Source organism: Cupriavidus sp. IDO (assembly GCF_000812465.1).
GTDB lineage: Bacteria > Pseudomonadota > Gammaproteobacteria > Burkholderiales > Burkholderiaceae > Cupriavidus.
This window is the reverse complement of sequence record NZ_JWMA01000035.1, coordinates 20,949-45,026: the sequence shown is the minus strand read 5'-3', so window position 1 is coordinate 45,026 and position 24,078 is coordinate 20,949. Positions and strand designations below refer to the sequence as shown.

At 63.2% G+C, this 24,078-nt stretch carries 23 protein-coding genes; 11 read left to right on the top strand and 12 right to left on the bottom strand.

Features of this window, described 5'->3' with window-relative positions; all coding sequences use genetic code 11:
- Positions 1-315: 315 nt before the first annotated feature.
- Both RM96_RS11910 and RM96_RS11905 read left to right on the top strand, forming a co-directional pair.
- Complete coding sequence (locus RM96_RS11910; protein ID WP_082016520.1) at positions 316-1,518, top strand: MFS transporter; 1,203 nt, start codon at positions 316-318, stop codon at positions 1,516-1,518.
- A 42-nt stretch (positions 1,519-1,560) separates the two neighbouring features.
- Entirely contained in the window at positions 1,561-2,673 is a 1,113-nt protein-coding gene (locus RM96_RS11905) for an alkene reductase (RefSeq protein ID WP_039010722.1), read from the top strand.
- 918 nt (positions 2,674-3,591) lie between these two features.
- On the opposite strand, the gene RM96_RS11895 is transcribed toward RM96_RS11905, so the two are convergent.
- The 3 genes from RM96_RS11895 to RM96_RS11885 form a co-directional block, all read right to left on the bottom strand.
- Positions 3,592-4,791: an FAD binding domain-containing protein gene (locus RM96_RS11895; protein WP_082016519.1), complete on the bottom strand. Its 1,200-nt coding sequence runs from the start codon at positions 4,789-4,791 to the stop codon at positions 3,592-3,594.
- 122 nt (positions 4,792-4,913) lie between these two features.
- Positions 4,914-5,828 carry a LysR family transcriptional regulator gene (locus RM96_RS11890; protein WP_039010718.1) on the bottom strand — a complete coding sequence of 305 codons (915 nt, stop codon included), beginning with the start codon at positions 5,826-5,828 and terminating at the stop codon, positions 4,914-4,916.
- A 173-nt stretch (positions 5,829-6,001) separates the two neighbouring features.
- A complete protein-coding gene (locus RM96_RS11885) occupies positions 6,002-6,970 on the bottom strand; it encodes a TIGR03571 family LLM class oxidoreductase (protein ID WP_039010717.1) in 969 nt (322 codons plus the stop codon).
- Positions 6,971-7,206: 236 nt separating this feature from the next.
- On the opposite strand from RM96_RS11885, the gene RM96_RS11880 reads away from it, so the two are divergent.
- From RM96_RS11880 to RM96_RS11855, 6 genes are all read left to right on the top strand, one after another.
- Positions 7,207-7,686, top strand: a complete 480-nt coding sequence (locus tag RM96_RS11880; RefSeq protein WP_039010716.1) for a VOC family protein — start codon at positions 7,207-7,209, stop codon at positions 7,684-7,686.
- Entirely contained in the window at positions 7,683-8,906 is a 1,224-nt protein-coding gene (locus RM96_RS11875; protein WP_039010712.1) for an FAD binding domain-containing protein, read from the top strand. Before RM96_RS11880 ends, RM96_RS11875 begins: the two co-directional genes overlap by 4 nt.
- 36 nt (positions 8,907-8,942) lie before the next feature.
- The gene (locus RM96_RS11870) at positions 8,943-9,302 is read left to right on the top strand and encodes a DUF485 domain-containing protein (protein WP_039010710.1); all 360 of its coding nucleotides are present in this window, start codon (positions 8,943-8,945) and stop codon (positions 9,300-9,302) included.
- On the top strand, positions 9,299-10,936 hold the full coding sequence (locus RM96_RS11865; RefSeq protein ID WP_039010709.1) for a cation acetate symporter: 1,638 nt from the start codon (positions 9,299-9,301) through the stop codon (positions 10,934-10,936). Before RM96_RS11870 ends, RM96_RS11865 begins: the two co-directional genes overlap by 4 nt.
- 120 nt (positions 10,937-11,056) lie before the next feature.
- The gene (locus RM96_RS11860; protein ID WP_082016518.1) at positions 11,057-11,731 is read left to right on the top strand and encodes a TetR/AcrR family transcriptional regulator; all 675 of its coding nucleotides are present in this window, start codon (positions 11,057-11,059) and stop codon (positions 11,729-11,731) included.
- A gap of 322 nt (positions 11,732-12,053) precedes the next feature.
- On the top strand, positions 12,054-12,710 hold the full coding sequence (locus RM96_RS11855) for a DsbA family oxidoreductase (RefSeq protein WP_039010708.1): 657 nt from the start codon (positions 12,054-12,056) through the stop codon (positions 12,708-12,710).
- Between the two features lie 376 nt (positions 12,711-13,086).
- Here RM96_RS11855 and RM96_RS11850 read toward each other — a convergent pair whose 3' ends face one another.
- Positions 13,087-14,247, bottom strand: a complete 1,161-nt coding sequence (locus RM96_RS11850) for an alpha/beta hydrolase family protein (RefSeq protein WP_039010707.1) — start codon at positions 14,245-14,247, stop codon at positions 13,087-13,089.
- 216 nt (positions 14,248-14,463) lie between these two features.
- Here RM96_RS11850 and RM96_RS11845 point away from each other — a divergent pair, with 216 nt between their 5' ends.
- Complete coding sequence (locus RM96_RS11845) at positions 14,464-15,318, top strand: helix-turn-helix transcriptional regulator (RefSeq protein WP_039010706.1); 855 nt, start codon at positions 14,464-14,466, stop codon at positions 15,316-15,318.
- A 27-nt stretch (positions 15,319-15,345) separates the two neighbouring features.
- On the opposite strand, the gene RM96_RS11840 is transcribed toward RM96_RS11845, so the two are convergent.
- The 3 genes from RM96_RS11840 to RM96_RS11830 all read right to left on the bottom strand — a co-directional run bounded on the left by RM96_RS11840 (position 15,346) and on the right by RM96_RS11830 (position 18,261).
- Positions 15,346-16,494 carry an acetamidase/formamidase family protein gene (locus tag RM96_RS11840; RefSeq protein ID WP_039010705.1) on the bottom strand — a complete coding sequence of 383 codons (1,149 nt, stop codon included), beginning with the start codon at positions 16,492-16,494 and terminating at the stop codon, positions 15,346-15,348.
- A gap of 64 nt (positions 16,495-16,558) precedes the next feature.
- A complete protein-coding gene (locus RM96_RS11835) occupies positions 16,559-17,155 on the bottom strand; it encodes a c-type cytochrome (RefSeq protein WP_238587243.1) in 597 nt (198 codons plus the stop codon).
- An 83-nt stretch (positions 17,156-17,238) separates the two neighbouring features.
- On the bottom strand, positions 17,239-18,261 hold the full coding sequence (locus RM96_RS11830) for a Bug family tripartite tricarboxylate transporter substrate binding protein (protein WP_039010704.1): 1,023 nt from the start codon (positions 18,259-18,261) through the stop codon (positions 17,239-17,241).
- A gap of 254 nt (positions 18,262-18,515) precedes the next feature.
- Between RM96_RS11830 and RM96_RS11825 the strand changes: the two genes are divergently transcribed.
- Positions 18,516-19,289 carry an alpha/beta fold hydrolase gene (locus RM96_RS11825; protein ID WP_039010703.1) on the top strand — a complete coding sequence of 258 codons (774 nt, stop codon included), beginning with the start codon at positions 18,516-18,518 and terminating at the stop codon, positions 19,287-19,289.
- Positions 19,290-19,358: 69 nt separating this feature from the next.
- Here the strand turns inward: RM96_RS11825 and RM96_RS11820 are convergent, their stop codons facing one another.
- The 3 genes from RM96_RS11820 to RM96_RS39330 all read right to left on the bottom strand — a co-directional run bounded on the left by RM96_RS11820 (position 19,359) and on the right by RM96_RS39330 (position 21,554).
- Positions 19,359-19,853, bottom strand: coding sequence for a GlcG/HbpS family heme-binding protein (locus tag RM96_RS11820; RefSeq protein WP_238587238.1), 495 nt, complete (start codon positions 19,851-19,853; stop codon positions 19,359-19,361).
- Between the two features lie 180 nt (positions 19,854-20,033).
- A complete protein-coding gene (locus tag RM96_RS11815; protein ID WP_039010701.1) occupies positions 20,034-21,086 on the bottom strand; it encodes a porin in 1,053 nt (350 codons plus the stop codon).
- A 327-nt stretch (positions 21,087-21,413) separates the two neighbouring features.
- Complete coding sequence (locus tag RM96_RS39330; protein WP_193752435.1) at positions 21,414-21,554, bottom strand: hypothetical protein; 141 nt, start codon at positions 21,552-21,554, stop codon at positions 21,414-21,416.
- A gap of 326 nt (positions 21,555-21,880) precedes the next feature.
- Between RM96_RS39330 and RM96_RS11810 the strand changes: the two genes are divergently transcribed.
- Positions 21,881-22,804: a LysR family transcriptional regulator gene (locus tag RM96_RS11810; RefSeq protein ID WP_039010699.1), complete on the top strand. Its 924-nt coding sequence runs from the start codon at positions 21,881-21,883 to the stop codon at positions 22,802-22,804.
- Between the two features lie 2 nt (positions 22,805-22,806).
- Here RM96_RS11810 and madM read toward each other — a convergent pair whose 3' ends face one another.
- The gene (madM, locus tag RM96_RS11805) at positions 22,807-23,583 is read right to left on the bottom strand and encodes a malonate transporter subunit MadM (protein ID WP_039010698.1); all 777 of its coding nucleotides are present in this window, start codon (positions 23,581-23,583) and stop codon (positions 22,807-22,809) included.
- Positions 23,584-23,592: 9 nt separating this feature from the next.
- Positions 23,593-24,018 carry a malonate transporter subunit MadL gene (gene madL / locus RM96_RS11800; protein ID WP_052279463.1) on the bottom strand — a complete coding sequence of 142 codons (426 nt, stop codon included), beginning with the start codon at positions 24,016-24,018 and terminating at the stop codon, positions 23,593-23,595.
- Positions 24,019-24,078 lie beyond the last annotated feature (60 nt).

Sequence of the window (24,078 nt, the reverse complement as noted above, 5' to 3'; positions counted from 1 at the left end):
GAACCTGGTGCTGGCCGCGGCGGTGTTCCTGCAGCTCGCGTTCTGAGGGTGCCCACCGTTTTCCAATCCAGCTACGGAGTCGCATTGATGAAAGCTCCCTCGTTGCCCGCCCTCGATCCACCAAACGCGGAAAGTGCGGCACAAGGCATCTGCCGAGCGGAAATCAGCCCCCGCCGTGGAAATCGCTGCACTCCGCAGCACTCCCCGCACGGCGGCACGTTGCGCGCCACGCAACGCTGACTTGCTTGCCGTTGTGATTCAAATTGCGCTTTCCCGAACCTAAGCTTTGACCATTCCAACCCGACACCCGCAGCCATGAAAACCACCCTCTCTCCCACCGTCAGCAGCGTCGGCCATGCGGCCGCGCCAATGCCCGCTGCGCTGGTCGCACTGTTCTCCCTGTGCGCCGGCGTACTGGTCGCCAATCTCTACTACGCCCAGCCGATCATCGAACTGATCGCGCCGGCAGTGGGCCTGTCCGCCCAAAGCGCCAGCGTGATCGTGTCGCTGACGCAGATCGGTTATGCCGTCGGCCTGTTCTTCCTGGTACCGCTGGCCGATCTGCTCGAGAACCGGCGCCTGCTGATGATCAGCGGCGCGGCCGCCGCCATCAGCCTCGTGGGCGCCGCCACCTCATCGCAGCCCGGCCTGTTCCTGCTGGTCTCGCTGCTGCTGGGCCTGAGTTCGGTCAGCGTGCAGATCCTGATTCCGCTGGCGGCGCACCTGGCACCCGAAGCGCTGCGTGGCCGCACCGTCGGCACGATCATGGGCGGCCTGCTCTCGGGCATCCTGCTGTCGCGGCCGCTGTCGAGCATGCTGGCGCAGTACTTCGGCTGGCGCGCAGTGTTCTACATCGCCGCCGCGATGACGCTGGCCACGGTGGCGATCATTGCCACCACGCTGCCGCGCCGCGTGCCGGAGCATCGCGCCACCTATGGCAGCCTGCTGACCTCGCTGTGGCATCTGTTCACGCGCTACGCGGTGCTGCGCCAGCGCTCGCTGTACCAGGCGCTGCTGTTTGCCGCGTTCAGCCTGTTCTGGACTGCCGCACCGCTGGAACTGGCCGGCCACTATGGCCTGTCGCAATCGCAGATCGGCATCTTTGCCCTGGTCGGCGCACTGGGCGCAATAGCGGCGCCGATCGCAGGCCGGCTGGCAGACGCGGGCCGCACGCACATTGCCTCATACGCTGCGATGATCGCGGCAGTCCTCAGCTTTATCCCCGGACTTGCCGGCGGCACGGGCGGTCTGTATTGGCTCGCACTGACCGGCATCGTGCTCGACTTCGCCGTGCAAATGAACATGGTGCTGGGCCAACGTGCGATCTACGCGCTGGATGCCGCCAGCCGCGCACGCCTGAACGCGCTGTACATGACGGCAATCTTTGCCGGCGGCGCGGTGGGATCCGCACTGGCCAGCTCGCTCTACACGCACTTCGGCTGGTCCGGCATCGTCGCTGTCGGCAGCGGTCTTGCCCTGGTCTCGCTGGTGGCCCTGGCGCTCGCTTCGCGACGCTGAGCCCGCGTTCCTTATCCATATCCGTCAACAGGAGTCCTTATCATGACATCCAAGCTATTTGCGCCCATCACGATCGGGCCCTTGCAGCTGAACCATCGGGTCGCCATGGCGCCGCTGACGCGTTCGCGCGCAGCCCAGCCAGGCAACGTACCCAGCGCCATGAACGTGGAGTACTACCGGCAGCGTGCATCGGCGGCACTGATCATCACCGAGGCCACGCAGATTTCCCAGCAGGGCCAGGGCTACGCCTGGACCCCGGGCATCCATACCGCCGAACAGATCGAAGGCTGGCGTGCCGTGGCCGACGCCGTGCATGCCGAAGGCGGCCGGATCTTCCTGCAACTGTGGCATGTAGGCCGGGTTTCGCACCCGTCATTCCAGCCCGGCGGCGCGCTGCCGGTGGCGCCCAGCGCGCTGCCGGTGCCCGGCAAGACGTTCATCGTTGACGCCGAAGGCAACGGCGTGTGGGGCGAAATCCCGACGCCGCAGGCACTGACCGTCGAGGGTATCGCGGCGATCGTGCGCGACTACCGCCAGGCCGCGCGCAATGCCATCGAAGCCGGCATGGACGGCGTGGAGATCCACGCGGGCAATGGCTACCTGCTGGACCAGTTCATCAACTCGGAAAGCAACCACCGCGCCGACGCCTACGGCGGCAGCATCGAGAACCGCGCGCGCTTCCTGCTGGAAGTGGTGGATGCCGTGACAGCGGAGATCGGTGCCGGACGCGTGGGCGTACGGCTCACGCCAATGGGCCGCTTCATGGGGATGGGCGATGCCACGCCCGAAGCCACCTTCGGCCACATCGCACGCAGCCTCGATGCCTGGCCGCTGGCCTATCTGCACCTGGTAGAGCCGGCAATGGTCGGCACGGTCAAGGACGAAGTTGCCGACCCGCGCTGGGACAGCATGATCCACACAATGCGTGCCGAGTACCGCGGCGTGCTGATGCTGGCGGGCGGCTACGATGGCGTGTCCGCGGAGCAGGCGATTGCCGATGGGCGTGCCGACATGATCGCGTTCGGACGGCCGTTCATCGCCAATCCCGATCTGCCGCACCGCCTCAAGACCTCGGCTGCGCTCAATACGCCGGATCCGGCCACCTTCTTCGGCGGCACGGCAATGGGCTACACGGACTATCCTGCGCTCGCCTGAGTGCGGAGGTTGGCTAGCCGGGACTTTGGGTTATGGGTTCCGGTCTTTTTGGGGTTCTTCGCTGATTTTGTGAGGTTGGGGTGCTGATGTGCCTGAGGGTGGTGGCTGCGGTTTGGCGCTGTCGGAGGTCGACGGCCTCAGGTTTCGCCCTGAAGGGCGACTTTCTGTCCGAGCGACAGAAAGTAACCAAAGAACGCGTTAACTGTCCTCGGCGGACGGCCAGTCTTATCGTAGTGTTCGACGGTTTTTGTACGGGTATGGGCTTCAGGGCATAGCTACGATGCCTGCCGCGTGGTAACGAGACGGCGCGAGGCATTGACAGTCCGTCCTCCCGACCTCGTGAGAGCGGAGTGGCAAGCAGCTTGACGCCAGTCAGTATGCCCAGCGACATCGCGCACCACGGTTGTGGTCCAGAACCTCTTGCCGTAGGCACGCGGCTTGATCACCGAGCCACTCCGCTCTCACGAGGTCGGGAGGACAGCGCCGTTCCCGGCGTTGCCCCTGGCGATCTGCGCGGCGGGCAGTCCAGCTATGCCCTGAAGCCCATACCCGTACAAAGACCGTAGCTCACTACGATAAGACTCCCGCCCGGCGGGCAAGAAGGCGCTTTTTGCCTCCTTTTTGGCGCCTTCAAAAAGGAGGTCGCCGGCTACGCCGGCGAAACAGCAGAGCATCCAAGAACCCAGACCGGTAATCCGGCGAAGAACTTTATCCTCAGTACAAATCAGCAACACGCCTATTTGATACTGAAACTCTCAGGTGTGCGTCCGGCGGTGCATGCAGCGCGAATCCGCTCACATGCCCCGCAAACGCAAGCGGGCGGCGCCCGTGGCGCCGCCCGACTGTCGAACATGACACCGGGCAGTTTCCATTGCCCGATCCAGCCTCAGGATCAAGCCTGACCCGAAGTGGCCCGAATCAGGACTGCCCGATACCCATGATGCGATTGCCCATGCCGATGCCCCACTGACTCATCTGCATGCCTCGCGCCAGGCGATCCTGCTGCCAGCTCGCCAGTGCGCCATCGAGATCCTGCGCCCCCGCCACGGCCTTTGCGAGAGACACCGCGTCGGCGGCCGCCTTGGCCGTACTGCCGGCAGTATGGGGGCGGGGAATAAACGCGGCGTCGCCGGTCAGCAAGACTCGCCCGAACTTCATGCGGGGAACCTGCAGGTCCAGGATCTGCTGGACAAAGATGTCGTCGGTGTTCTCGATCAACGCCTGGAACGCCGGATTGGCGTGCGCCACCGCCATCTGGCGGATCCAGCTATCCTGCCCGACCGCAAGCGAGCCAGGCGGAACGGAATGGCTGCGTCGCTTCCCGTCGCGGTCCGTCAGCACGCGCTCAAGCTCGGCGCCCGGCTCTGCCTTCAGGTACCAGAGCCAGTTGAAGCGGCGTTGACCCGGGGTGGTCGAGCCATCGACGCCGGGGACCATGTACTGGAGCATCAGGGACTCCGGGTCCTGCTGGAACACGAAGTTCTCATAGAGCAGAGGCCTGGCGGCATCGGGCAACTGATTCTCCTCGATCAGCCCGCGCCAGACGACGTAGCCTGCATAGGTCGGCGAGACCTCGGGGAGCATCAGCTTTCGTACCGTGGAGTTCGCCCCATCGGCACCAATCAGCAAGTCGCCGTGTACCCGCCGACCATCGGAAAACGTCGCACTGACGCCGTGATCTTCCTGTTGCACTCCGGTCAGCCGCGCATCCCGATGGTAGCGCTCCGGCGGAAAGCTCCTGTGCAGCGCGGCATAGATCGTATTCCAGGAAGTCTGGGTCTGCGGCATATGTTCCCGGCGGCGGATGTCGCCGCTGCGGTCGAGATACAGCCTGTCGTGCGAGCGCACGCCAAGGGCACCGCCGGGGTCGATCCCGGCGAACGAGAATGCACGGATTACCTCCGGCTGCAGGACAATGCCGCCACCACGGCTGGTCAGGCTGGAGGGCGAACGCTCGAAGACCTCCACCTCCCACCCGACCGCGCGCAGCGCGGTTGCCGCAAACAGTCCGCCCAACGAACCCCCGACGACCAGTGCCTTGCCCGGGCCTGCAGAGGCAACCCGATCGCCTGCGACGGGGAACATCAATTGGTCATCAGGGGATTGATTCGCTTCCATCTTGTGCTCCGAAATGCGAGTAGATGGAAGCATGGTAGAAGGCCCCGTGCGATAGCTGAATGGGGCGGCAATGCAAGACCGCCTTGCGGAGAAGGCAACGGGATGTGCCCAACGCCAGAGGGTCAGGCCTGGCGACGTGTCGGCCCCGGCAGCGAGGCCAGGAATTCCAGGAACGCAGCGATCCGCCGCGAGCCGCGCTGGTTCGGCAGGTATAGCGCAGAGATTGCGGAACTTGCCTGATCCGGATTGACGGACCACGCGTCAAACAACGCCGTCAGCCGGCCACTGCCGATATCGTCATCGACAAGCCAGTCGGGCAACAGGCCGACGCCTCCGCCCGCCAGCGCGATATCACGCAATACTTCGGCGTTGTTGCTGCGGAAACGACCGCTGACCGGAACCTTTGTCTCGTTGTCGCCCTGGCGAAAGGTCCATATCTGGTCCCGCGCGCCATAGCTGAATCGCAGGCAATGATGATTGACCAGCTCGACCGGATCGGCGGGGATACCCTGGCTGTCCAGATAGGCCGGGCTGGCAACCACACGACGGCGGAAGCGGCCGATCTCCCGCGCAACGACGTTGTCATAGGATGCAGGGCTGCCCAGCCGTACGGATAGGTCGATGCGCTCGCCGATCAGGTCGACGATGTCGTCGGTCAGCGTGACTTCGACCTCGAGTTGGGGATATTTGGCGAGCCAGTTGCCGAGATAGGGGGCAATGCAGCGGCGCCCGAAAGCCACCGGCAATGACACCCGCAGTTGCCCGACCGGCACCTCGCCCCGATCCGCGATCAGCGCGTCGGCTTCTTCCACGGCATCGAGGATCTTGCGGGCCTGCTGATAGTAGGTTGCGCCGGCTTCCGTGACGGTGATGAGCCGTGTCGAGCGATTCAGCAGCACCGCCCCGAGCGAAGCCTCGAGCCCGTCGAGCGCGCGTGTGACGGACGAGGTGGCCAGGTCCAGGCGTCGCGCCGCGGCAGAGAAACCCTTCGCATCCACGGTTTCCACGAACATCTTCAGTGCAAGCAGCTTGTCCATCTTTGCCGTAACCCTTGGTTCGCCCGGATCGTGCTCTCTACCACGTGAATGCGGCGCTCGGGGGCGTGTCCCCTGCTTCCGGCCCGAGATCTGTGTCGGACGGCACATTATGCCCGCAAACCCGCTTGCGGCGTCCTGAGCGAGGCGTTATCCGGTCGATGCTTCGGACACAATCATCTGGAGTCATTGGCGTGGAAAGCGGGCAGAACCGTCGCGGCGAGCTCGTCGAGCACTTCCGGCACTGGCCGCTGCGAATCCGTGATATTGAAGGCCACGTGATGGACGCCGGCGGCGCGCATCTCTTCGAGGATCGCAACCAGATGCCGCGCGCCGGTCCTGTATCCAAGGTTCAGCGCCGTGGGCGGCTCCGATGCGCGCTCGCTCAACTCCAGGCGCACAGCCACCCCAAACGCGCGGAAGCTGCCCGGCGCCGCACGGTCGCATGCTGCGCGCCACATGCTGTGCCGGTCGTGCTGGGTTGCCGGATCCCGGTGATAAGTCATCCACCCGATTGCATGGCGGGCAATCCAGTCGACGCTCTGCCCGGCCGAGCCAACGGCCAGCAACGGCACCGCGGTCCGCTGGCGCGGCAGCATGTAGAACTCGGTCCCGTCGTCGGGCTGCCGATCCGCGATGACACGCGACGGAACGCCTACCGCCGCGCTCACGACGTCCCAATGGTCGCGGAACAGGTCGCGCCGCGCGTTGCCGTCTTGCCCGAAGGCGGCGTACTCCGGAGGCCGGTCGCCCGAGCCCATGCCAAGCACGAAGCGTCCGCCGGAAAGCTCATGCGTGGAAATGGCCGCCTTGGCGATATGCAAGGGATGGCGCAGGGTCAGGACCACCGCCCCACTCACCAGTGCGGCGCGGCGCGTGCGCACGGCAAGCCCGCCCAGCAACACCCACGGGTCGAGATGGCCGACCGGGTCGGGATAGCCGGCACTGTTGAGCGGTACGTCACGTACCCACAGGGCACGGAAGCCAGCCGCGTCTGCGCGCTGGGCCAGGTCGAGCTGCGCGGCATAGTCCACCACCGTCTGGCCGGCGCCGAGCAGCGGCAATACCAGACCGATGGATAGTTCATGCTCGCGAAAGAGTCCGGCCGCGCTGGCCTGTGGTAGCGGAGTGCTGAAGTTCGACATGGTCCATTCGACTCGATTGCATTCCGGCAGATGATGCCATTCCTCGTTCCGCGCTGCTTTGGGCAGCCAGGAGCGATGAATCGCCGCGCCTGTCTCCACAGCATCACTTTTTAGGCTGCCGCGCCCAGACCCCGCATCAGGGTAAATACCACCCTCACGACCCTTGGCCTGCCGAAGCTTCCGCCCTATTATTTATCAACCGCTCACTGATCGACCGATAATTTAAGGAGGCAACGATGGCACTGACCAGGCTTGCACACTATTCCATCCGCACCACCGACCTGGAGCGGTCCTGCGCGTTCTACGAACGCGTCCTGGGCTTCCGGCGCGGCTACCGGCCACCGTTCGACTTTCCCGGCGCCTGGCTCTATATGGGCGACGACGAACGTGACTACGGCACGGTGCACATCATCGGTGTCGATCCCGACAACCCTTCCGGGCTGTCCGCCTACCTGGGCGACAAGACCCTGCCCGTGTCCGGCACCGGGACGCTCGACCATATCGCTTTCCTGGCCACCGGCATCAGGCAGATGTGGGAGAAACTGCGTGCGGAGGGAATCGCCTGGCGCGACCGCACCGTCCCGAGCCTCGGCCTCCATCAGGTATTTATCGAGGATCCCTCGGGCGTCACGATCGAACTCAATTACCCCGCCACCGAAGTGGCAGGCCTGGACCTGCCGGATGGGGCGCAAGCAAGCACCGGAGTAAAGGCATGAAAACCGTACAGCATCAGCAACCCAAGGCGATCGTCGTGGGCGGCTCCCTCGGCGGGCTATTTGCCGCCAACATGCTCAGGCGAAATGGCTGGGACGTCGAGATCTTCGAGCGCACGCCTGAAGCATTGGCCGGACGCGGTGCCGGCATCGTCACGCATCCGGAACTGTTCGACGCGCTGGCCGCTGCCGGCGTGGTGGTCGATGACGGCATTGGCGTGCACGTCGATACCCGGATCACGCTCTCGCGCGACGGCTCGACCGTATCCGATCGCGAGATGCCGCAAACCCTGACGGCCTGGGGAAAGATGTATGACGTGCTGAGCAAGGCGTTCACCGGCTCCTACCGGACCGGCGCCACAGTGACCGCGGTCGATTCGCATGCCGACCATGCGGAAGTCACGCTCCAGGACGGCTCGACGCACCGCGCGGACCTGGTCATCGCCGCCGACGGCTTCCGCTCGGGCGTGCGCGAACGGTTGCTGCCTTCGGTCGGCCTGGAGTACGCCGGCTATATCGCGTGGCGCGGCCTGGTCGATGAAGGGCAGGTTTCAGCGGGCACGCACGCGGCGATCTTCGACAAGTTCGCCTTCTGCCTGCCGCCGCGCGAGCAGATCCTCGGCTATCCCGTGGCGGGGGACGGCAATCGCACCGAGCCCGGCCACCGCCGCTACAACTTTGTCTGGTATCGCGCCACGCGCGAGGACGATGAACTTCCCGAGCTGCTGACCGACGCCACCGGCAAGTATTGGGCCAACGGCATCCCGCCCGGCCTGATCCGCCCCGACGTGCTCGCCAGCATGGAAGCCGCCGCAACGGACCTGCTTGCGCCGCAGTTCGCCGAGATCGTTGCGAAGACCGCCCAACCGCTGTTTCAGCCGATTTTCGATCTGACCGTGCCACGCATGGCCTTCGGCCGGATCGCGCTGCTCGGCGATGCCGCCTTTGTCGCGCGCCCGCATTGCGGCATGGGCGTGACGAAAGCCGCGGGGGATGCGATCGCGATTGCGCGGGCGCTTGCCGGACATCAGACCGTCGAAGCGGCGCTCGAAGCGTACAGCACTGAACGCGTACAGGTAGGACAAGCAGTCGTCGAGCACGCACGTCACCTTGGTGCCTATATGCAGGCGCAGCTCAAAAGCGAGCAGGACCGCGAGATGGCCGAACGCTACCGCACTCCCGAGGCGGTCATGCGCGAAACCGCGGTGTCGCGCCGGTTCTGACCCGCCCCCGGGAAACCCCCAAACGGAGACAACATCATGCCCCAAGCCGCCCCCTGTCCAGCGAATCTCGGCCTTGCCGGGATCGACGCACCAGTGGTTCCACACCCGATGCTGAGCCAGCCAGGCTTCGAGCGCCTGCACCGCATGCGCCGCCGCTTCTCGTGGTCGCTCACCGCCGCCATGCTGGTGGTCTACTTCGGCTTCATCCTTACCCTGGCCTTCCGCCCGGACCTGCTTGCGCTGCCCCTGACACCGGGCCAGCCAATGAGCATCGGCATCCCCATCGGGTTCGGCATGTTCGCCTTCACCTTCGCACTGGTGGCCATCTATGTGCATCGCAGCAACACGGTCTACGACAAGATGATTGCGGAGATCCGCAAGGGAGAACAGCCATGAAGCGCGTACTGACCGGGGTTGCCCCACTTTTGGCTGCCACCCCTGCCCTGGCGGCCACTCCGCTGGTCGGCCAGGGCCTGAACCTGATCGCCATTGCCATGTTCGTGGTCTTCGTCGCCGCCACGCTCGTCGTGACACGCTGGGCAGCCAGGCGCAATCACAGCGTAGCCGACCACTACGCTGCCGGCGGCAAGATCACGGCCTTGCAGAATGGCTGGGCGATTGCCGGCGACTACATGTCCGCGGCATCGCTGCTCGGCATTTCGGCACTGGTCTTCACCAGCGGCTACGACGGCCTGATCTACTCGATCGGCTTTCTGGCCAGCTGGCCGATCATCCTGTTCCTGATCGCCGAGCCGCTGCGCAACCTGGGGCGCTATACCCTGGCCGACGTGCTGTCATACCGTCTCAGGCAACGTCCCATCCGGGGGTTTTCGGCATCGAGCTCGATCGTGATCGTGCTGCTGTACCTGGTCTCGCAGATGGTCGGCGCCGGCAAGCTGGTGGAGCTCCTGTTCGGCTTCAACTACACATCCGCCGTGGTCCTGGTCGGCGTGCTGATGGTCGTGTATGTGTTCTTTGGCGGCATGCTGGCCACCACGTGGATCCAGATCATCAAGGCGGTCATGCTGCTGGCTGGTTGTGCCTTCATGGCCTTCATGGTCATGAGCCACTTCGGCTTCAGCCTGAACAGCCTGTTCGAGCACGCCATCGCCGCACACGGCAAGCACGACGCGATCATGCGCCCCGGCGGCCTCGTTTCCGATCCGGTGTCGGCCGTTTCACTGGGCCTGGCGCTGATCTTCGGCACCGCTGGCCTGCCGCACATCCTGATGCGCTTCTTTACCGTCAGCAATGTCAAGGCCGCACGCAAGAGCGTGCTCTATGCCACCGGCATCGTCGGCGCCGGCTACGCCATGATCATCGTGATCGGCTTCGGCACGATCGCGCTGGTGGCCCAGGATCCGCTCTACCACAACGGCGCCGGCGCCGTGATCGGCGGGGTCAACATGGTGGCCGTGCACCTCGCGCATGCGGTTGGCGGAAACGTGTTCCTCGGCTTTATCTGCGCCGTGGCATTCTCGACCATCCTCGCCGTCGTCGCCGGACTGACGCTGGCGGGCTCTTCGGCCATCTCGCACGACCTGTATGCGACGGTGATTCGCGAGGGCAAGGCGTCCGACCAGGACGAGATGCGGGTCTCGCGCATCACCACGCTGGTGCTGGGCGTGCTGTCGATCCTGCTCGGCATCCTGTTCGAGAAGCAGACCATCGCCTTCATCGTCAGCCTGACGTTCTCGATCGCGGCCAGCTCCAACTTCCCCGTGCTGCTGCTGTCGATCTACTGGCGCGGGCTGACCACGCGCGGCGCGGTGCTCGGCGGGATGATGGGGCTGATCACGGCAGTCGTGCTCACGATCCTGAGCCCCACGGTCTGGGTGCAGGTGCTGGGACATGCCTCGGCGATCTATCCGTATGAATATCCGGCCCTGTTTTCGATGTTGGTAGCGTTTGCCGGGATTTATGTGTTCTCGGTGACGGACCGTTCGGCACGGGGTGCGTGGGAGCGCGCGGCGTATCAGAACCAGCGCGTGGCTTGTGAGCTGGGGATCGGCGGCAAGACCGCCAGCTAGGCTTGCACGCGCCTTCAGGGACGGGCGACGCAGACGTTCTGCGGGCGCCCGTCTTCTCATTGATCGGGCGATTGGTAGAATCCGGACATTATCCGCATCGCAACGGCGAGAGAGAACGTCATGGAGTCAGGCACCGCACCGGCAAAAGAGGACGCCGCCGTCAAGGGCACCCGGCGGCTGCTGCCCGAAGAACGCGAGCAGCAGATCGTCGACAAGGCGATCGAGCATTTCACCAGGAATGGCTTTGGTGGCAGCACCCGGGAGCTGGCCCGGCAGATCGGTGTCACGCAACCCCTGCTCTATCGCTATTTCGAGAGCAAGGAAGCACTCATCGAGCGCGTGTACAACGAGGTCTTCCAGTGGCGTCCTGACTGGGACCGGCAGATCACTGACCGCTCGATGCCTCTGACCGAGCGGCTCTATGCCTTTTACCTCGACTACTCGTCGGTGATCCTTCGCGAAGAATGGATCCGGCTGTTCATCTTTGCCGGCCTGACCCACGAAGGCATCAACAACAAATACCTCAGCAAGCTGCGCAGCAAGGTCTTCCTGCCAGTGCTGGCCGAGGTCAGGGATGCATTCGGCATCGAAGCGCCGCGCAATGCGGCAGAGACCGAGGCCGAGATCGAGATGATCTGGAGCCTGCATGCGGCCATCTTCTATATTGGCGTCCGCAAGTGGGTCTACGGCCTCAAGGTGCCGACCGACATCGAGACCGTTATCCGCCAGAAGGTAGACATGTTCCTGCATGGCGCGCCGGCGGCAATCCGCGCAATGCGCGCAAGCGCCCGGTAAGCCTCCGCTCCACTCAGCCGGGCACGCCCGGTTCGCCATCACGCTCCCGGCTCACCCGTGCCGGCGGGCAGTAATCCCCAGCCGCAGACAGGTAATACGATCTGACAATGGCTGTCTTCGAGCACGCGGACTAATCTCATCATCATCCGCCAACAACCACAGATGGCGTTCGGCGTGCAGTCGATCGGCGCCAGGCCGCCTTTGCAGCAGCGCCTCTTTGCGTGGGATGCAATGCCCGGTTGCGCAGCGCCCCCATTCCCAATCCCGGACCGGTGCCCTACCTTTAGGTCATCGCAGATTCATCGCACAAGCGGAGTCTTCCATGACACCCATAGACATCGTCATCACCTATGACTTCATTTGCCCCTGGTGCTGGATCGGGCATCAATCCCTGAAGGCCAGCCTCGGGCAGGCAGGGATGGCCGACCGCGCCAGGTTCAGCTACCGACCCTACGAACTCAACCCGGACATGCCGATACCGAGCGTGGACCGCAAGGAATATCGCAGCCGCAAGTTCGGAAGCTGGGCACGATCACAAGCCCTCGACGCAGACGTCGCTGCAGCCGGCAAGCGAGTAGGCCTGACGTTCAATTATGACCGCGTGCAGATCACGCCGAATACGCGGCTGGCGCACCGTCTGATGCGCTATGCACAGGATCAGCAGGATGCCGCACGTGCGGACCGCCTGTTCGACGCGGTGATGCAGGCCTACTTTGCGCAAGGACAGGACATCGGATCGATCGAAGTCCTTGTCGACATCGCGGCATGGCAAGGCTATGACGCAGCCAGGGTACGCGAATACCTGAGCGGCACGGCAGGCGAGGCGGAGGTTGTCGCGCAGGAACTGCAGGCCCAGCTGGACGGCATCCACTCGGTGCCTTCGTTCGTCATTGGCAGGCATCGCGTGAGCGGCGGTCAGCCGCCCGAGTATTTCACCAGGGTGCTGCAGGCCGAGGCCGCCAACGCTGGGAGTGCGTGAATGGCTGCAGGTGCCTTCCGCCGCACCTTCGCAGCCCGAGAATAGCAGCCGATCCCCCACGCGCCGAGACAACGCTTCAGATACTGGCCGGCGCAGTGCCGACGGATCCACAAACGTACCCGCAACTAGTGCTTACCCCAGAACGCTCTGATGAATCCGAAGGTATCATGGCCAATTTGCAAACGTTTGCAACTAAGGCAACCGATCCATGAGCGAGTCCTCGTACATAGCGCACGCGTGGCCACCCTCCAGCCGTCCCGCGCATTGGCATCCCGGGTGCGAGCGGTCGGCTCCATGCGCTTCGAGCCGGCATACATGGCCTGTATGCCGGCTCGTGAGGCTTGCTAAACGAGGGAGGCCAATGCTCGGGGCGCGCTCAAAGCCGCTCGACAAACCAGTCGCAGATCAGGCTCAGGGCAGGTTCTGGCCGGTCGAGCTGGACATGCGCGGCGCCGCCTTCTGCTTCGGTATAGACGCGCAGTTCCTTGTGGCGGGAGCTCGCCTCGGCGAACAATTCCTGCGCCTCGATGAGCGGCGTTTGCCGGTCGTGCTCGCCATGAACGATCAGGAAGTCGCAAGTAATGTTGGAGGCGACCCCCTTCAGGCGGAACTTCTCAAGCTTCTCGAAGGCCTGGTCCCAGGTCTGGACGCCCATGATCCGGAGGAAATGCTTGCCGGTGGTGCCCAGCGCGGCATTGGCATCGAGTTGCTGGATGCCGGCGCCCTTTTCATATCCGACACGGCGCTGCCAGCAAGCGTAGTAGTCATAGATGGCCGCCCATGCCGCGCAGGCCTTGATCCGCTTCTCGAAGCAAACGGCGCGCGGAGCGTAGTAGCCCCCCATCGAAGCCGCCATCAATCCGATGCGATCCGCGTCGACATCGTCCCTGTCCGATACATAGTCGACCACTGCCGACAGGGCCACTTCGGAGTCATGCCGCGCTACCAGACCCTTCACCCGAAGCGTGGCGCCCTGACCCGGGCCGTCAAAGCCAAGGCAATTGATGCCGCGCGCAGCGAGCGCACGTGCCACGTAGAACATTTCCTCCTTGGTGCCGTCGAGGCCGTCGTGCAACAACACCGTTGGCGCCCGACCGGTCACGTTCTGGGCCTTGACGAAGTACGCGGTGATAGCCGAATTCTCGAACGGAATATCAAAAATCTCGACCTGCGGGGAACTAAGCCCGGCAAATTCCCTGAAACAGTCAAGATGCTTGCCATAATAAATTGGCGCACGCGCATCGTCCGGATCCAGGAACGCTTCCGTCCATTGGTAGTACTGCGCGGCGCGGAAATAGGCCTCCCGCGCGGTGACCGGGTGCCCCTTGCCCGCCGCATCCCGCGCTACGCCTTCCACTTGCTCGGAAAGCGTGAGCCACGCCTTGTGCCACGCCTCGGTATCACCCGCGGCGCCGGCTTTCGACGCTTCGTGCAGATTGCGGCAGACCCAGTCTATCTCTCCAAAGATGCCACCGCCCGCCATGCAGCGCAGCACCGAGAGCGACCACATATAGTTGCCCGGAAAATACTGAAACATAGTTCCTCCAATTAATAACCAATTTTTAAAAGCTGAACAATCTGCAATGCCTTATTCTACTTAAAAGACTTACTATTTCCCTCTTGTCTGGTAATCGCTTCGACGATTAAACTTTAAACGCACATTGAATTATCAGCCTAACCAAAGCATCCCCCCGGTTACCCAATCGTCCCAAGAAGGCGAAGGCGCACCAACAAGGATTCAGGAGACACATCAATGGCCAAGGACCGGCTCATTCGCATCGTTCATGGCAGTTTCGGACGCGCCACGCTTCATCTGATCGAAGGGGCGCTTGTCGCACACGCTCATGCCGAGTTTCATCTGATTTTCAAGCTGGGCGGCTCGGACGCTCTCTTCAAGGTGGACGACAGTACGGTAACGGTGTCCGACGACCGCGCACTGCTGATCAATCCATGGTCGACACACGCCAAACTGGATCAAGGCCCCGAACGGTCCCTGCTGCTGGCGCTCCTGCTCGACCCCGGCTGGCTTGGAACCACCCTGGATATTGAGAACGCGGCAAGCGGTCTGCAATTCAAGGAGCTCGCCGCCGGCGTGGATGGCGAGATAGCGGCGGCACTCGCCGCGCTCAGCAGCTGCCTGGCGCACGGTGAAACCCATGCGACCACAAGTTGCGAGGAGGCCGTGGCCCACCTGGTAAGAGCGACTTCGGCACGATATGCCAGGCATCGTTCAATGACCGAGGTCCTGGCCACATCTAAGCCGCTTGACTATCGAATCAAACGCGCGGCGGAGTTCATCCGGAACCACGCATGGGACAACCCGAATGTAGAAACCGTGGCGAATGCAGTGGGCATGTCGCGAAGCCGTCTGTTTGATCAGTTCAAGGCTTGCATGGGGATCTCGCCCCAGCAGTACCTCGACTGGGTTCGCGTGGGTCTTGCCACCCGGCTGCTGACTGAGCGTCACACGAGCATCGGCGAAGTTTCGCACCAGCTGGGCTTCAGCGCACAAAGCCACTTCACGCGCTTCTTCGTCCAGCATCTGGGGATCAGCCCGTCGGAATTCCGTCGTACGGGCGTAGTCGCCGGCGTGCAATCCGGGCAGTAGTGCACGCCAGCCATCGGCAACCGGCCGTCAGGATCGCAGCGAATCCGAGATCTTCTGCCTGATTCGGGGCTCGAACACTGATTTCGGAAGCATCCCATGCACGGTCTTGGCCGGGATGGAAGTGTAATTGCTGGCCGTCTGGTTCGAATACTGGGTAATGCGGAAGTTCGCGGCGATACTTGCGAGCGAGTAGACGTCCTGCGTGTCCATGCCGGAAGCTTCGCTCAACCAGGTGATCATGTGTCGCAAACACGCCGTCAGGGCATCGTCCAGGTTCTTGCCGAATCCCAGCGCGATCCAATGTGAAGGCGTCTCTGCCATTGGCAGGGCGAGGGCATTTCGCTTGTGCAGGAAGTATTGGATCTGCATGTCCTCCATCGCGGTTTCAATCGCAGTCTGATTGACCACGCCATCGCCTTGCGCCGCGTGGGAGTCTCCGGTCCAGACCATCCCGCCCGGGCGCTGCACCGGCAGAAACAACGAGGTTCCCTCGACGAGTTCGCGCAACACCAGGTTGCCGCCATACGGTCCGCTGAGGATACCGCTGACGGGCTCGTCTGAAGCAGGCTGGACCGCCATGACGCCTTGAAACGGGGCGAGCCTGATGCGAATGCCCGGTGCGAATTCGGTGTACTTGCGCGACTCGTCAAACTGGAAGTAACGCAGGTACGGTTTGTCAAAGTCGTTCGGCAAGGCGCCTACTCCCTTGGGCGCCGAGTTCCAGCCCCAGCCGATCGGTCGCAACCGGACCATGTGGCATTCAATCACGTCTCCCGGCATGGCACCCTTGACTTCGACCGGACCAATGTTCGAGTACGGTCCCTGCGGAAACCGCTTGCGCACGGGTTCCCGATCCGCATAGCTCATGCCGTACCTGGCGCCGTTGGCCCAGTTCACCCAGGTATCCGGGTATGCGACCAGATCACCCGATTCGACCGTTGCTACTGGCGCGACTTTCGGATCCAGTATGCCGACCTTCACGGTCTCCGATGTCGAGACGATACGGTGGATCCTGCCTGGCTTGCGTACCGGAAGTGGAGAGCCAACCGCATTGTCCGCCAACGCATTTCCCTCGGGCGGCGCTGTGACGGATGCCTGGGCCATGGTCTTTGCCGATCCCACACCGATTCCTGCGACGGCTGCGGCCTTCAGTAGTTGCCTTCTGTCGATCAACATCTTTTGTGCTCCTCCTTCTGAGAATCTGAATCTTTGGCTTTCACCTGATAACCGGCTTTCCGCCTCATTGAAGTTGCGCGACGTACTGAGCAACAGCTTCGATCTCCCCATCGCTCATCAATGGCACAATCAGGCTCATCAACTTCCCCGGCCCGCCTCGCAAGCCCGTCCTCCATGCGCGCAGCTGCTTCTCCACGTACTCGGATTGCTGGCCACCGATCCTCGGAAAATCGGGAGCAATCCCCTCACCGCCGGGCCGATGGCAAGAGACGCAGGCCGGCAATCCATTGGCTGGATTGCCCTTCCAATAGATCACGCGACCAGGCTCGACCAGGTCCGCTGAGACTGGTTGACTTCGTGCTGGCGCCCGCTGACTGAAATAGCGGGCGAGATTCTGCATTTCATTGTCATTGAAGGGTTCCATCACCGCGCGCATCACTTCGTTGTTACGTAGCGGCTTCTCACCAGCGTTCCCTTTGAATTGCCGCATCTGCTTAAGCAGATAGTCCGCATTCTGTCCCGCCAGGCTGGGATACGCCCCCTGGTTGCTTTGACCGCCAACGCCGTGGCACGCCGCACATACCTGCTCCGCAACATGCCGTGCACCCGACAGGTCCTGTGCTCCGGCCTCAGGTTCGCCCCGGGCCTGCGAGGCGAGCACAAGCAAGCCCACGATCAAGGCAGCGTGGGTTCGGCGTGTCGGACGGCGTCTCACAATGATGTCCCCTTGGCAGATTGACTGTCTCAATTCAGATAGGCGCCCGTTTTGGCAACAATTCCCCTGGCGCGCTCGGTCTCGCTGGACAAGCGACTGGACAAGGCGTTGGAACCAGCCTGGCTGAAAGTGATATCCACACTCAGTTCAGCCATGTGCTTGCGAACTTCAGGGTCATTCATGATGGTCCTGGTGGCTTCGCGCAACCGTTCGATGACCGGCGCGGGAGTCCCCTTGGGCGCGAACAATCCATACCAGACCGTGATGTCGTAACCCGGGATGGCTTCGGCAATCGTCGGCACATCGGGCATGGACTTCAGACGGCCTGGTGTCCCGACTGCGAGCAGCCGCAACTTGCCGGACTTCACATGGGGCATGTACTCCAGCAACGGGCCGGTCGCCAGATCGATGTGGCCTGCAATCATGTCATTGATGGTTGGACCGCTACCCTTGTACGGGATATTGGTGATGTCGACGCCAGCCATTGTCTTGATCATCTCGAGCGGGTAGCTCGTGGGTCCTCCGTAGTTCACCTTGCCTGGATTTGCCTTGGCAAACGCAATCAGTTCGGGAACAGACTTGTATGGCGTGTGTGGATTGGTCACCAGTACCAGCGGAGATTCCCCAAGCGGGGCCACGGGTGTCAGATCGCGCGTGACGCTATATGGCAGCTTCCTGTAGAAGGCAGCGTTGACCGCATGAATGCTGTTGAGAATTCCAATCGTCTGCCCGTCCGGTGCGGCTCGCACAATTGCCTCGGCACCGATGTTTCCACTTGCGCCGGGCCTGTTCTCGACCACGACAGGTTGGCCGAGCACATTCGACAACCGCTGCGCCACGGTTCTGGCCAGCACGTCATTGATGCCGGCGGGAGGGAAGGGAACGATGAAGGTAACGGGCTTTGCAGGCTTCCAGCTTGCGGACGCAGGTTCGGCCGCCGATGCCGCGCTCCCGCTGCCAGGCAGGACGCCGAGCATTGCGGCGGCCAGGCTTGCAAGTATGGCTAGCCTGGCTGAGGCCACCCGAAGCGCCGGGGTATTGAAACTCAACATATGATCATGTCTCCTTGAATTCGTGATGCCTGTACGCACCGGTTACGTCTTGCTCCCCACTTTACCGACTTGGCGGAATGGCGTTTTCCTTACCGGCTAGCCATTTACCAGGAAGTCCATCATTTTTTCCTGGCAGGCTTTCCCGGGCATTTGCCAGGCATTTACCGAATCCTCCGCAAAATGCGCCACGTGCGATCGCATGCAAGGTCTCCTGGTGCAGGATTGAGCTCCGTCCATCAAGAAAGGGAAGATAAATGGATACGAAAGACCTCGTTTTAGTTGGCCATGGACCCATACATGTGATCGCCTTGCATGGCTGGTTTGGCCATGCGCGAAGCTGGGGGCATTTTCCAGGTGAAATCGATGTGGAGACCTTCACCTATGCCTTCATGGACTATCGAGGCTATGGCTCCCGCCGCGATCGTGAAGGCGCCTTCAGCATTGGCGAAATCGCGAAAGACACGCTGGCCCTTGCAGATGGCCTTGGATGGGACCGCTTCGCATTGCTCGGCCACTCGATGGGTGGGAAGGCCATGCAGGCCGTCTCCGTCCTTGCCCCCGAGCGCATTACGGCAATGGTGGGGGTCACGCCTGTTCCGCCGACACCTGTCGAGTTCGATGCCTCCACGCGAGCACTGTTCGAGAGCGCCGCCCGCAGCATGGACGCCAGAATCGGGATTATCGATACCACCACGGGTAACCGGCTTGGGCGGGCATGGCTCACGCGAATGGCACAGGATTCCATCGCGCACTCCGAGGTCGCGGCGTTTGCCGCCTACTTTCAGGCATGGGCAGACACCGACTTGTCGAGTCGGATTGCGGGCATCGAAATTCCCACACTTGTGCTGGTCGGGGAACATGACCCGTCGTTGACCGCGGCGTTGATGGCGGAGACCTACGGCAGGCTGTTTCTGAATGCGGAAATCGAGGTCATTGGCAATGCGGGTCACTACCCCATGAACGAAGCGCCAGTCGATCTGGCCACGCGAGTCGAGAGCTTTCTTGCCGGTTTGGCTGGCAGGATCTGAGGCGAGAGCCGCCGGCCGCATACGAACGGCCGGCGGCTTACCCGAAGACGGGCTTCGCAAGGCTTACCGCTATGGGGTTTCCGATGCACCAATCGCGGCAATGCCACGCCTGCCCGCCTCCTCGTCCATATCCGACGGCCCCCCGCTGACGCCAACAGCCCCAGCCAGTTGACCGCCGATATAGATCCCAAGCGAGCCTTGCGACGGAAAAAGTGGGCCACCATAGACGAGCGAACTCATCTGCCCGAAGACAATAGGATTGGCTCGATAGCGCTGGGCCAGTTCAGCACCAGATGCTCCGCCGGTGGCCGCTGTCGCCAACGCCTTGCCGCGCGCGACATCGAATGTCGCAAACGGCGCTCCGTCCATCCGCACGCCAGTCACGAAGTGGCCTGCGGCATCCACCACGACAATGCTGACGGGTGTCTTCTTCTGCCCGGCGAACTGCGCCGCGGCACTGACGAGATGACTGGCTGTTTCCAGGCCAAGTCCCTGTCCTGGTACTGCCTGCTCTGCGGAAGCCGGAAGGGAGCCGCACAGCTGCAATGCAGCCGTCGCCAGCAATAGGTATCGCATCGATTGTCTTCCCCAAGGGCAAGGCTGCGGATGAGGAGCAGCCGATCAGCAAAAGGACTCGCAAAGGCCGAATGGGCGGCTGCAGGAGGTATCGCCCAGCCGGCCACGCCAGGGCAAACTATCGCCCCGGCTGCGAAAAACGTTTTATCGGATCGTCCAATCTTTTCATCAGAACAGTTGGCGCATGCCAAACATCACGCCCTGCGGGTTGGATGCGCCAGCGGGTGAAACGTCATTGGGGAAGTTCGAGAACGTGTAGTTGGCCTGACCCTTGTTCCAGATCTTGCTGGCATTTGCGTAAAGCGTCGTGCGCTTGGACAGGTTATGCTGGTAGCCCAGGGATGCCTGGTCGCCCCGGTTCGACGTACCAACCGTGCGCTGCATGCCATACGCCAGCAGCACCAGCCCGCTTGGCCCCACAGGTACGGAAACGCCCACATGGTAGCCGCGGTCCTTGATCGTAGCCTGCCCCGGATTCCAGCGCGTTGCCTGACGCCCGTTGACGAATACCTTCAACCACGGGAACTCATAGGTTCCCCCGATTGCACGCTCGTCCCGATCGGCATCCGTGACGCCGCCAATGCTGTAGGTTCTCTCATAGGCCAGGCCGAGCCAGAGCGGCCCCCTGCCATAGGTAAGTCCGACCGCCTTGAGCCAGTCGGCGTCGCGCGGTGGCGCCGTGCGCTCGGCCCCGAGCGAATAGATCAGGCTAGCCTGGAAGCCCGCCAGGTCGGGGCTCTCATACCGGATGGAATTGTCGGCGCGGGCAGTAAGGCTACTGCCCGCGGGGCCGCTGTTCTGCAAACGCCCAAGCGGGCCATACGGCGAGAAGCCAAAGGCCGACGCCTGCCCCTCGATGTAGTAGATGGGCGTATTCTGCCGGCCCATTGTCACCGCCCCCCACTGCGTGCTGCTCAGACCCACCCAGGCCTGCCGGCCAAACAGCCGGCCACCCTGCTGCACGGTACCCGAGTCCAGCGCGAGCCCGGTCTCCAGGGTAAATACGGCGGACACGCCGGCACCCAGATCCTCCTTGCCACGCAAGCCCCAGCGGGACTGGTAAAGGCCGCCATCCTCCACGCGCGTGGCGTGCTTGCTGCCGGACTTGACGTACTCGATGTACTGATCGGCCACGCCATAGAGCGTGACTCCGCTCTGTGCGTTTGCCAAACCCGGCGCGGCAGCTGCTCCCGCCAACAAAAATGCTCCCAGCTTCTTCATGCTCTCTCCTTGTCCCAGCCACCGTGCGCAGCGGTGTGGTAGTTCGCGCGGTCAATTGCCGCGCTGCAAGGGTACGAGCAAGAACAAAGGAGGTATTAACCCAATCGTCCCGCCAATTGCAGTCAAGTCCGGAAAGGCGGCGGGGCAGGCAGGAAGCCCGACGAAGACGTTAGTTGCGTTTTTCGCAGGCGGTGTGACACCGGTAGGGGAACTGCCAGTCCCGACTTCTGCTCTGCGGCGGCGCCTGGCATTTTTGGCAAGCAAATTCCTCCCGCAGGCCCCAGGGACCCGCCAGGAGCACGAGGGTGCGCCCTTCAGGGACGCACGCTAGAGATTTTTGCTCAGCTCATAGTTATACGGATCGCTCGAGAATCGTTGCGATTGTTCGGCGCTTACCACATGACTGGCACAGCCCAGCAATCCAAGAGTCAGTGCGCTGAGAATCGCTGCCGCGAGAATTCTTGTCATGATTTTCCTCGGCCGGAGAGTGCCCTTGCGGGCGGGAGTTCCGAACTTCATTCTAGTGGTTGCCGTTCCTGATGCGACGCCTCCTTTTGCATGGACTCGCTTGCATCCCCTCAAGCAATGGCCGCCCCCACTTGCCGATGTCTGGGGGACCGGCTGCGACCAGGACCGGCCGCTGGCGTGACTGAATCTACACCAGGCTGCCCCTCCTGCCTGACCAGGCAGCAGCCAAGGTCACCTCTCCCTCGGCGACCCCTCTGACGTGACACACATGACAGTCAACCGCACGTCGTGCGATCATCTGCGCCTGACTCCTTCCCCGCCACACCATGACAGACCGCATCAGCGAAGACATCACGTTCCGGAAGCTGGAGGCGCTCCTGGCCTTCATGGACACGGGCAATCTAGCGAAGGCCGCGGAGGCGCTGGATGTCAGTACGGTCAGCGTGCACCGGGCGCTCCATTCGCTGGAGGAAGGCCTGCGTTGCGCCCTGTTCCGGCATGAAGGCCGCAACCTGCTGCCGACCGAAGCGGCACAGGTGCTGGCGGACGTTGCGCGCGAGGTGCTGAAGACTATGTCCGACGGCATCCGCATGACCCGCGAGGCGGCAGGCTATTCGGCGGACCAGCTCAAGATCGGTTCGCTCTACTCACTGACCATCCGAACCGTGCCGCAGGTGGTCATTGGCATCAAGGTGCGACGGCCGAGCCTGCAGACCGAGCTTGTGCTGGGCTCCAACGCGGATCTTCTTGTCAAGCTGCGGCAAGGCACCATCGATGCGACGCTGATGGGATTGCCGGAGTCCTGCGCGGACATCGAGTCGATACCGATGTTCGAGGACGATATCTTCTTTGCCGCGCCGGAGAACTCGCACTACGCGCGCCTTGACGCCGTGGACCTGCGCCAGTGCCGGGACGAGCCTTTCGTTTCGCTCGGCGACGGCTTCGTGACATCCAGCGGTTTCGCGGAGGCATTCCGGATTGCCGACTTCACGCCGAACGTGGTGATGAAGGTGGGCGATATCTTCTCGCTGATGAACCTGGTTGGCGGCGGGATCGGCTACTCGCTGCTTCCGGGCCGGGTGCGCGACGTGTTCGCCCGCAATGTCGCCTTCATTCCACTGACCCCCGAGTACGGCATGAAGCAGACCATCGGGCTCAGTTTCCTGCGGCGGCGCGAGCGCGATCCCAACCTGCTCGCGCTTGCCGCCGTCTGCCGCATGCTCACCTCCGCCAGCGACAAGGCCCGCTGAACTCAGCCGACCAGCGCCTTGGTGGCCAGGTACAGGACGGATGGCCCCAGCAGGCAACCCAGGCCCGTGTGGAACGTAGCCACCAGGGCTCCGTAGGGCACGAGCCGCCGGTCGGTTGCGGCCAGCCCCGCCGACACGCCGCTCACCGTGCCCGCCAGGCCGCCGAAGACCATCGCCGCCCGCGGATTGTTCAGGCCCAGGAAGCCTGCCGCAAAGGGTGTGCCCACCATCACGATGATCGCCTTGACCAGGCCTGTCGCGATGGACAGGGCGATCACATCGGAGCTGGCGCCCAGCGCCGCGCCGGTCACCGGACCGACGATGTAGGTCACGGCGCCCGCGCCGATGGTGGTCATGCTGACGGCATCGCTGTAGCCGAAGGCGCGTGCGACGATCGCCCCGACGACAAAGGGAATCACCGTGCCAAGCAGCAGCGACACGGCGCCGACCAGGCCCGCCTTGCGTGCTTCCCTGACCTGGACCTCGAAGGCCGTCGCCACGATGGCGAAGTCACGCAGCATGGCGCCGCCCATCAGGCCGATCCCGGAGAACAGCGCGAAGTCGGCCAGTCCCTTCTCCTTGCCGGTGACCACACCACCGTAGTAGGCCAGCCCGAGGCCGATCATGATGGCAATGGCGGAGGCGTGCACGCGCCCGGCGGTCAGCCGCCGCGACAGTTGCGAAGAGATCCACATCACGATGCCGACGGTGGCGAAGGCCGTGACCAGGCCGTTGTGCAGCAGTACTTCCTGAAGCGTGTGCGTCAGCGAGATTGTCATGGCGTCTCCTCAGTGGGTGGCCGTCACACGGGCGGTGCCAGCACCATCCTGCCCATCGGCAGGCAATGGCGGCAGCGGCTCATGTTCACCGGTGCGACTCAGTACAGCGATGCAGCAGGCGCACGCCAGCGCTGCCAGCACGGCGGCCAGCAATGCGACCGGCCCGCCACGCAGCGCCGCGACCACGTTCTGCTGTGCTGCCATTGCCACCACGACGGGAATGTACATCGCGCCCCAGAAGCCGACGCCAGCCTCGGTCTCCTTGGGCAGCAGGCCGTAGTCATGCAGGTAGAGCCGGATGGTGATCAGCAGCAGCATGGCGATGCCCACGCCGCCGACGTTGGCCTTGACGCCAATGGCGGCGCCGAGCAAGTCCCCGAGGAACAGGCCAATCAGATGGCAGAGCGCCAGTAATGCAGTTCCATAGATGATCATCGTTGTGTCTCCTGTGCGGCTGACGGCATCCGGCCCCAGGGCGATGCAGCCTGCTTCTTT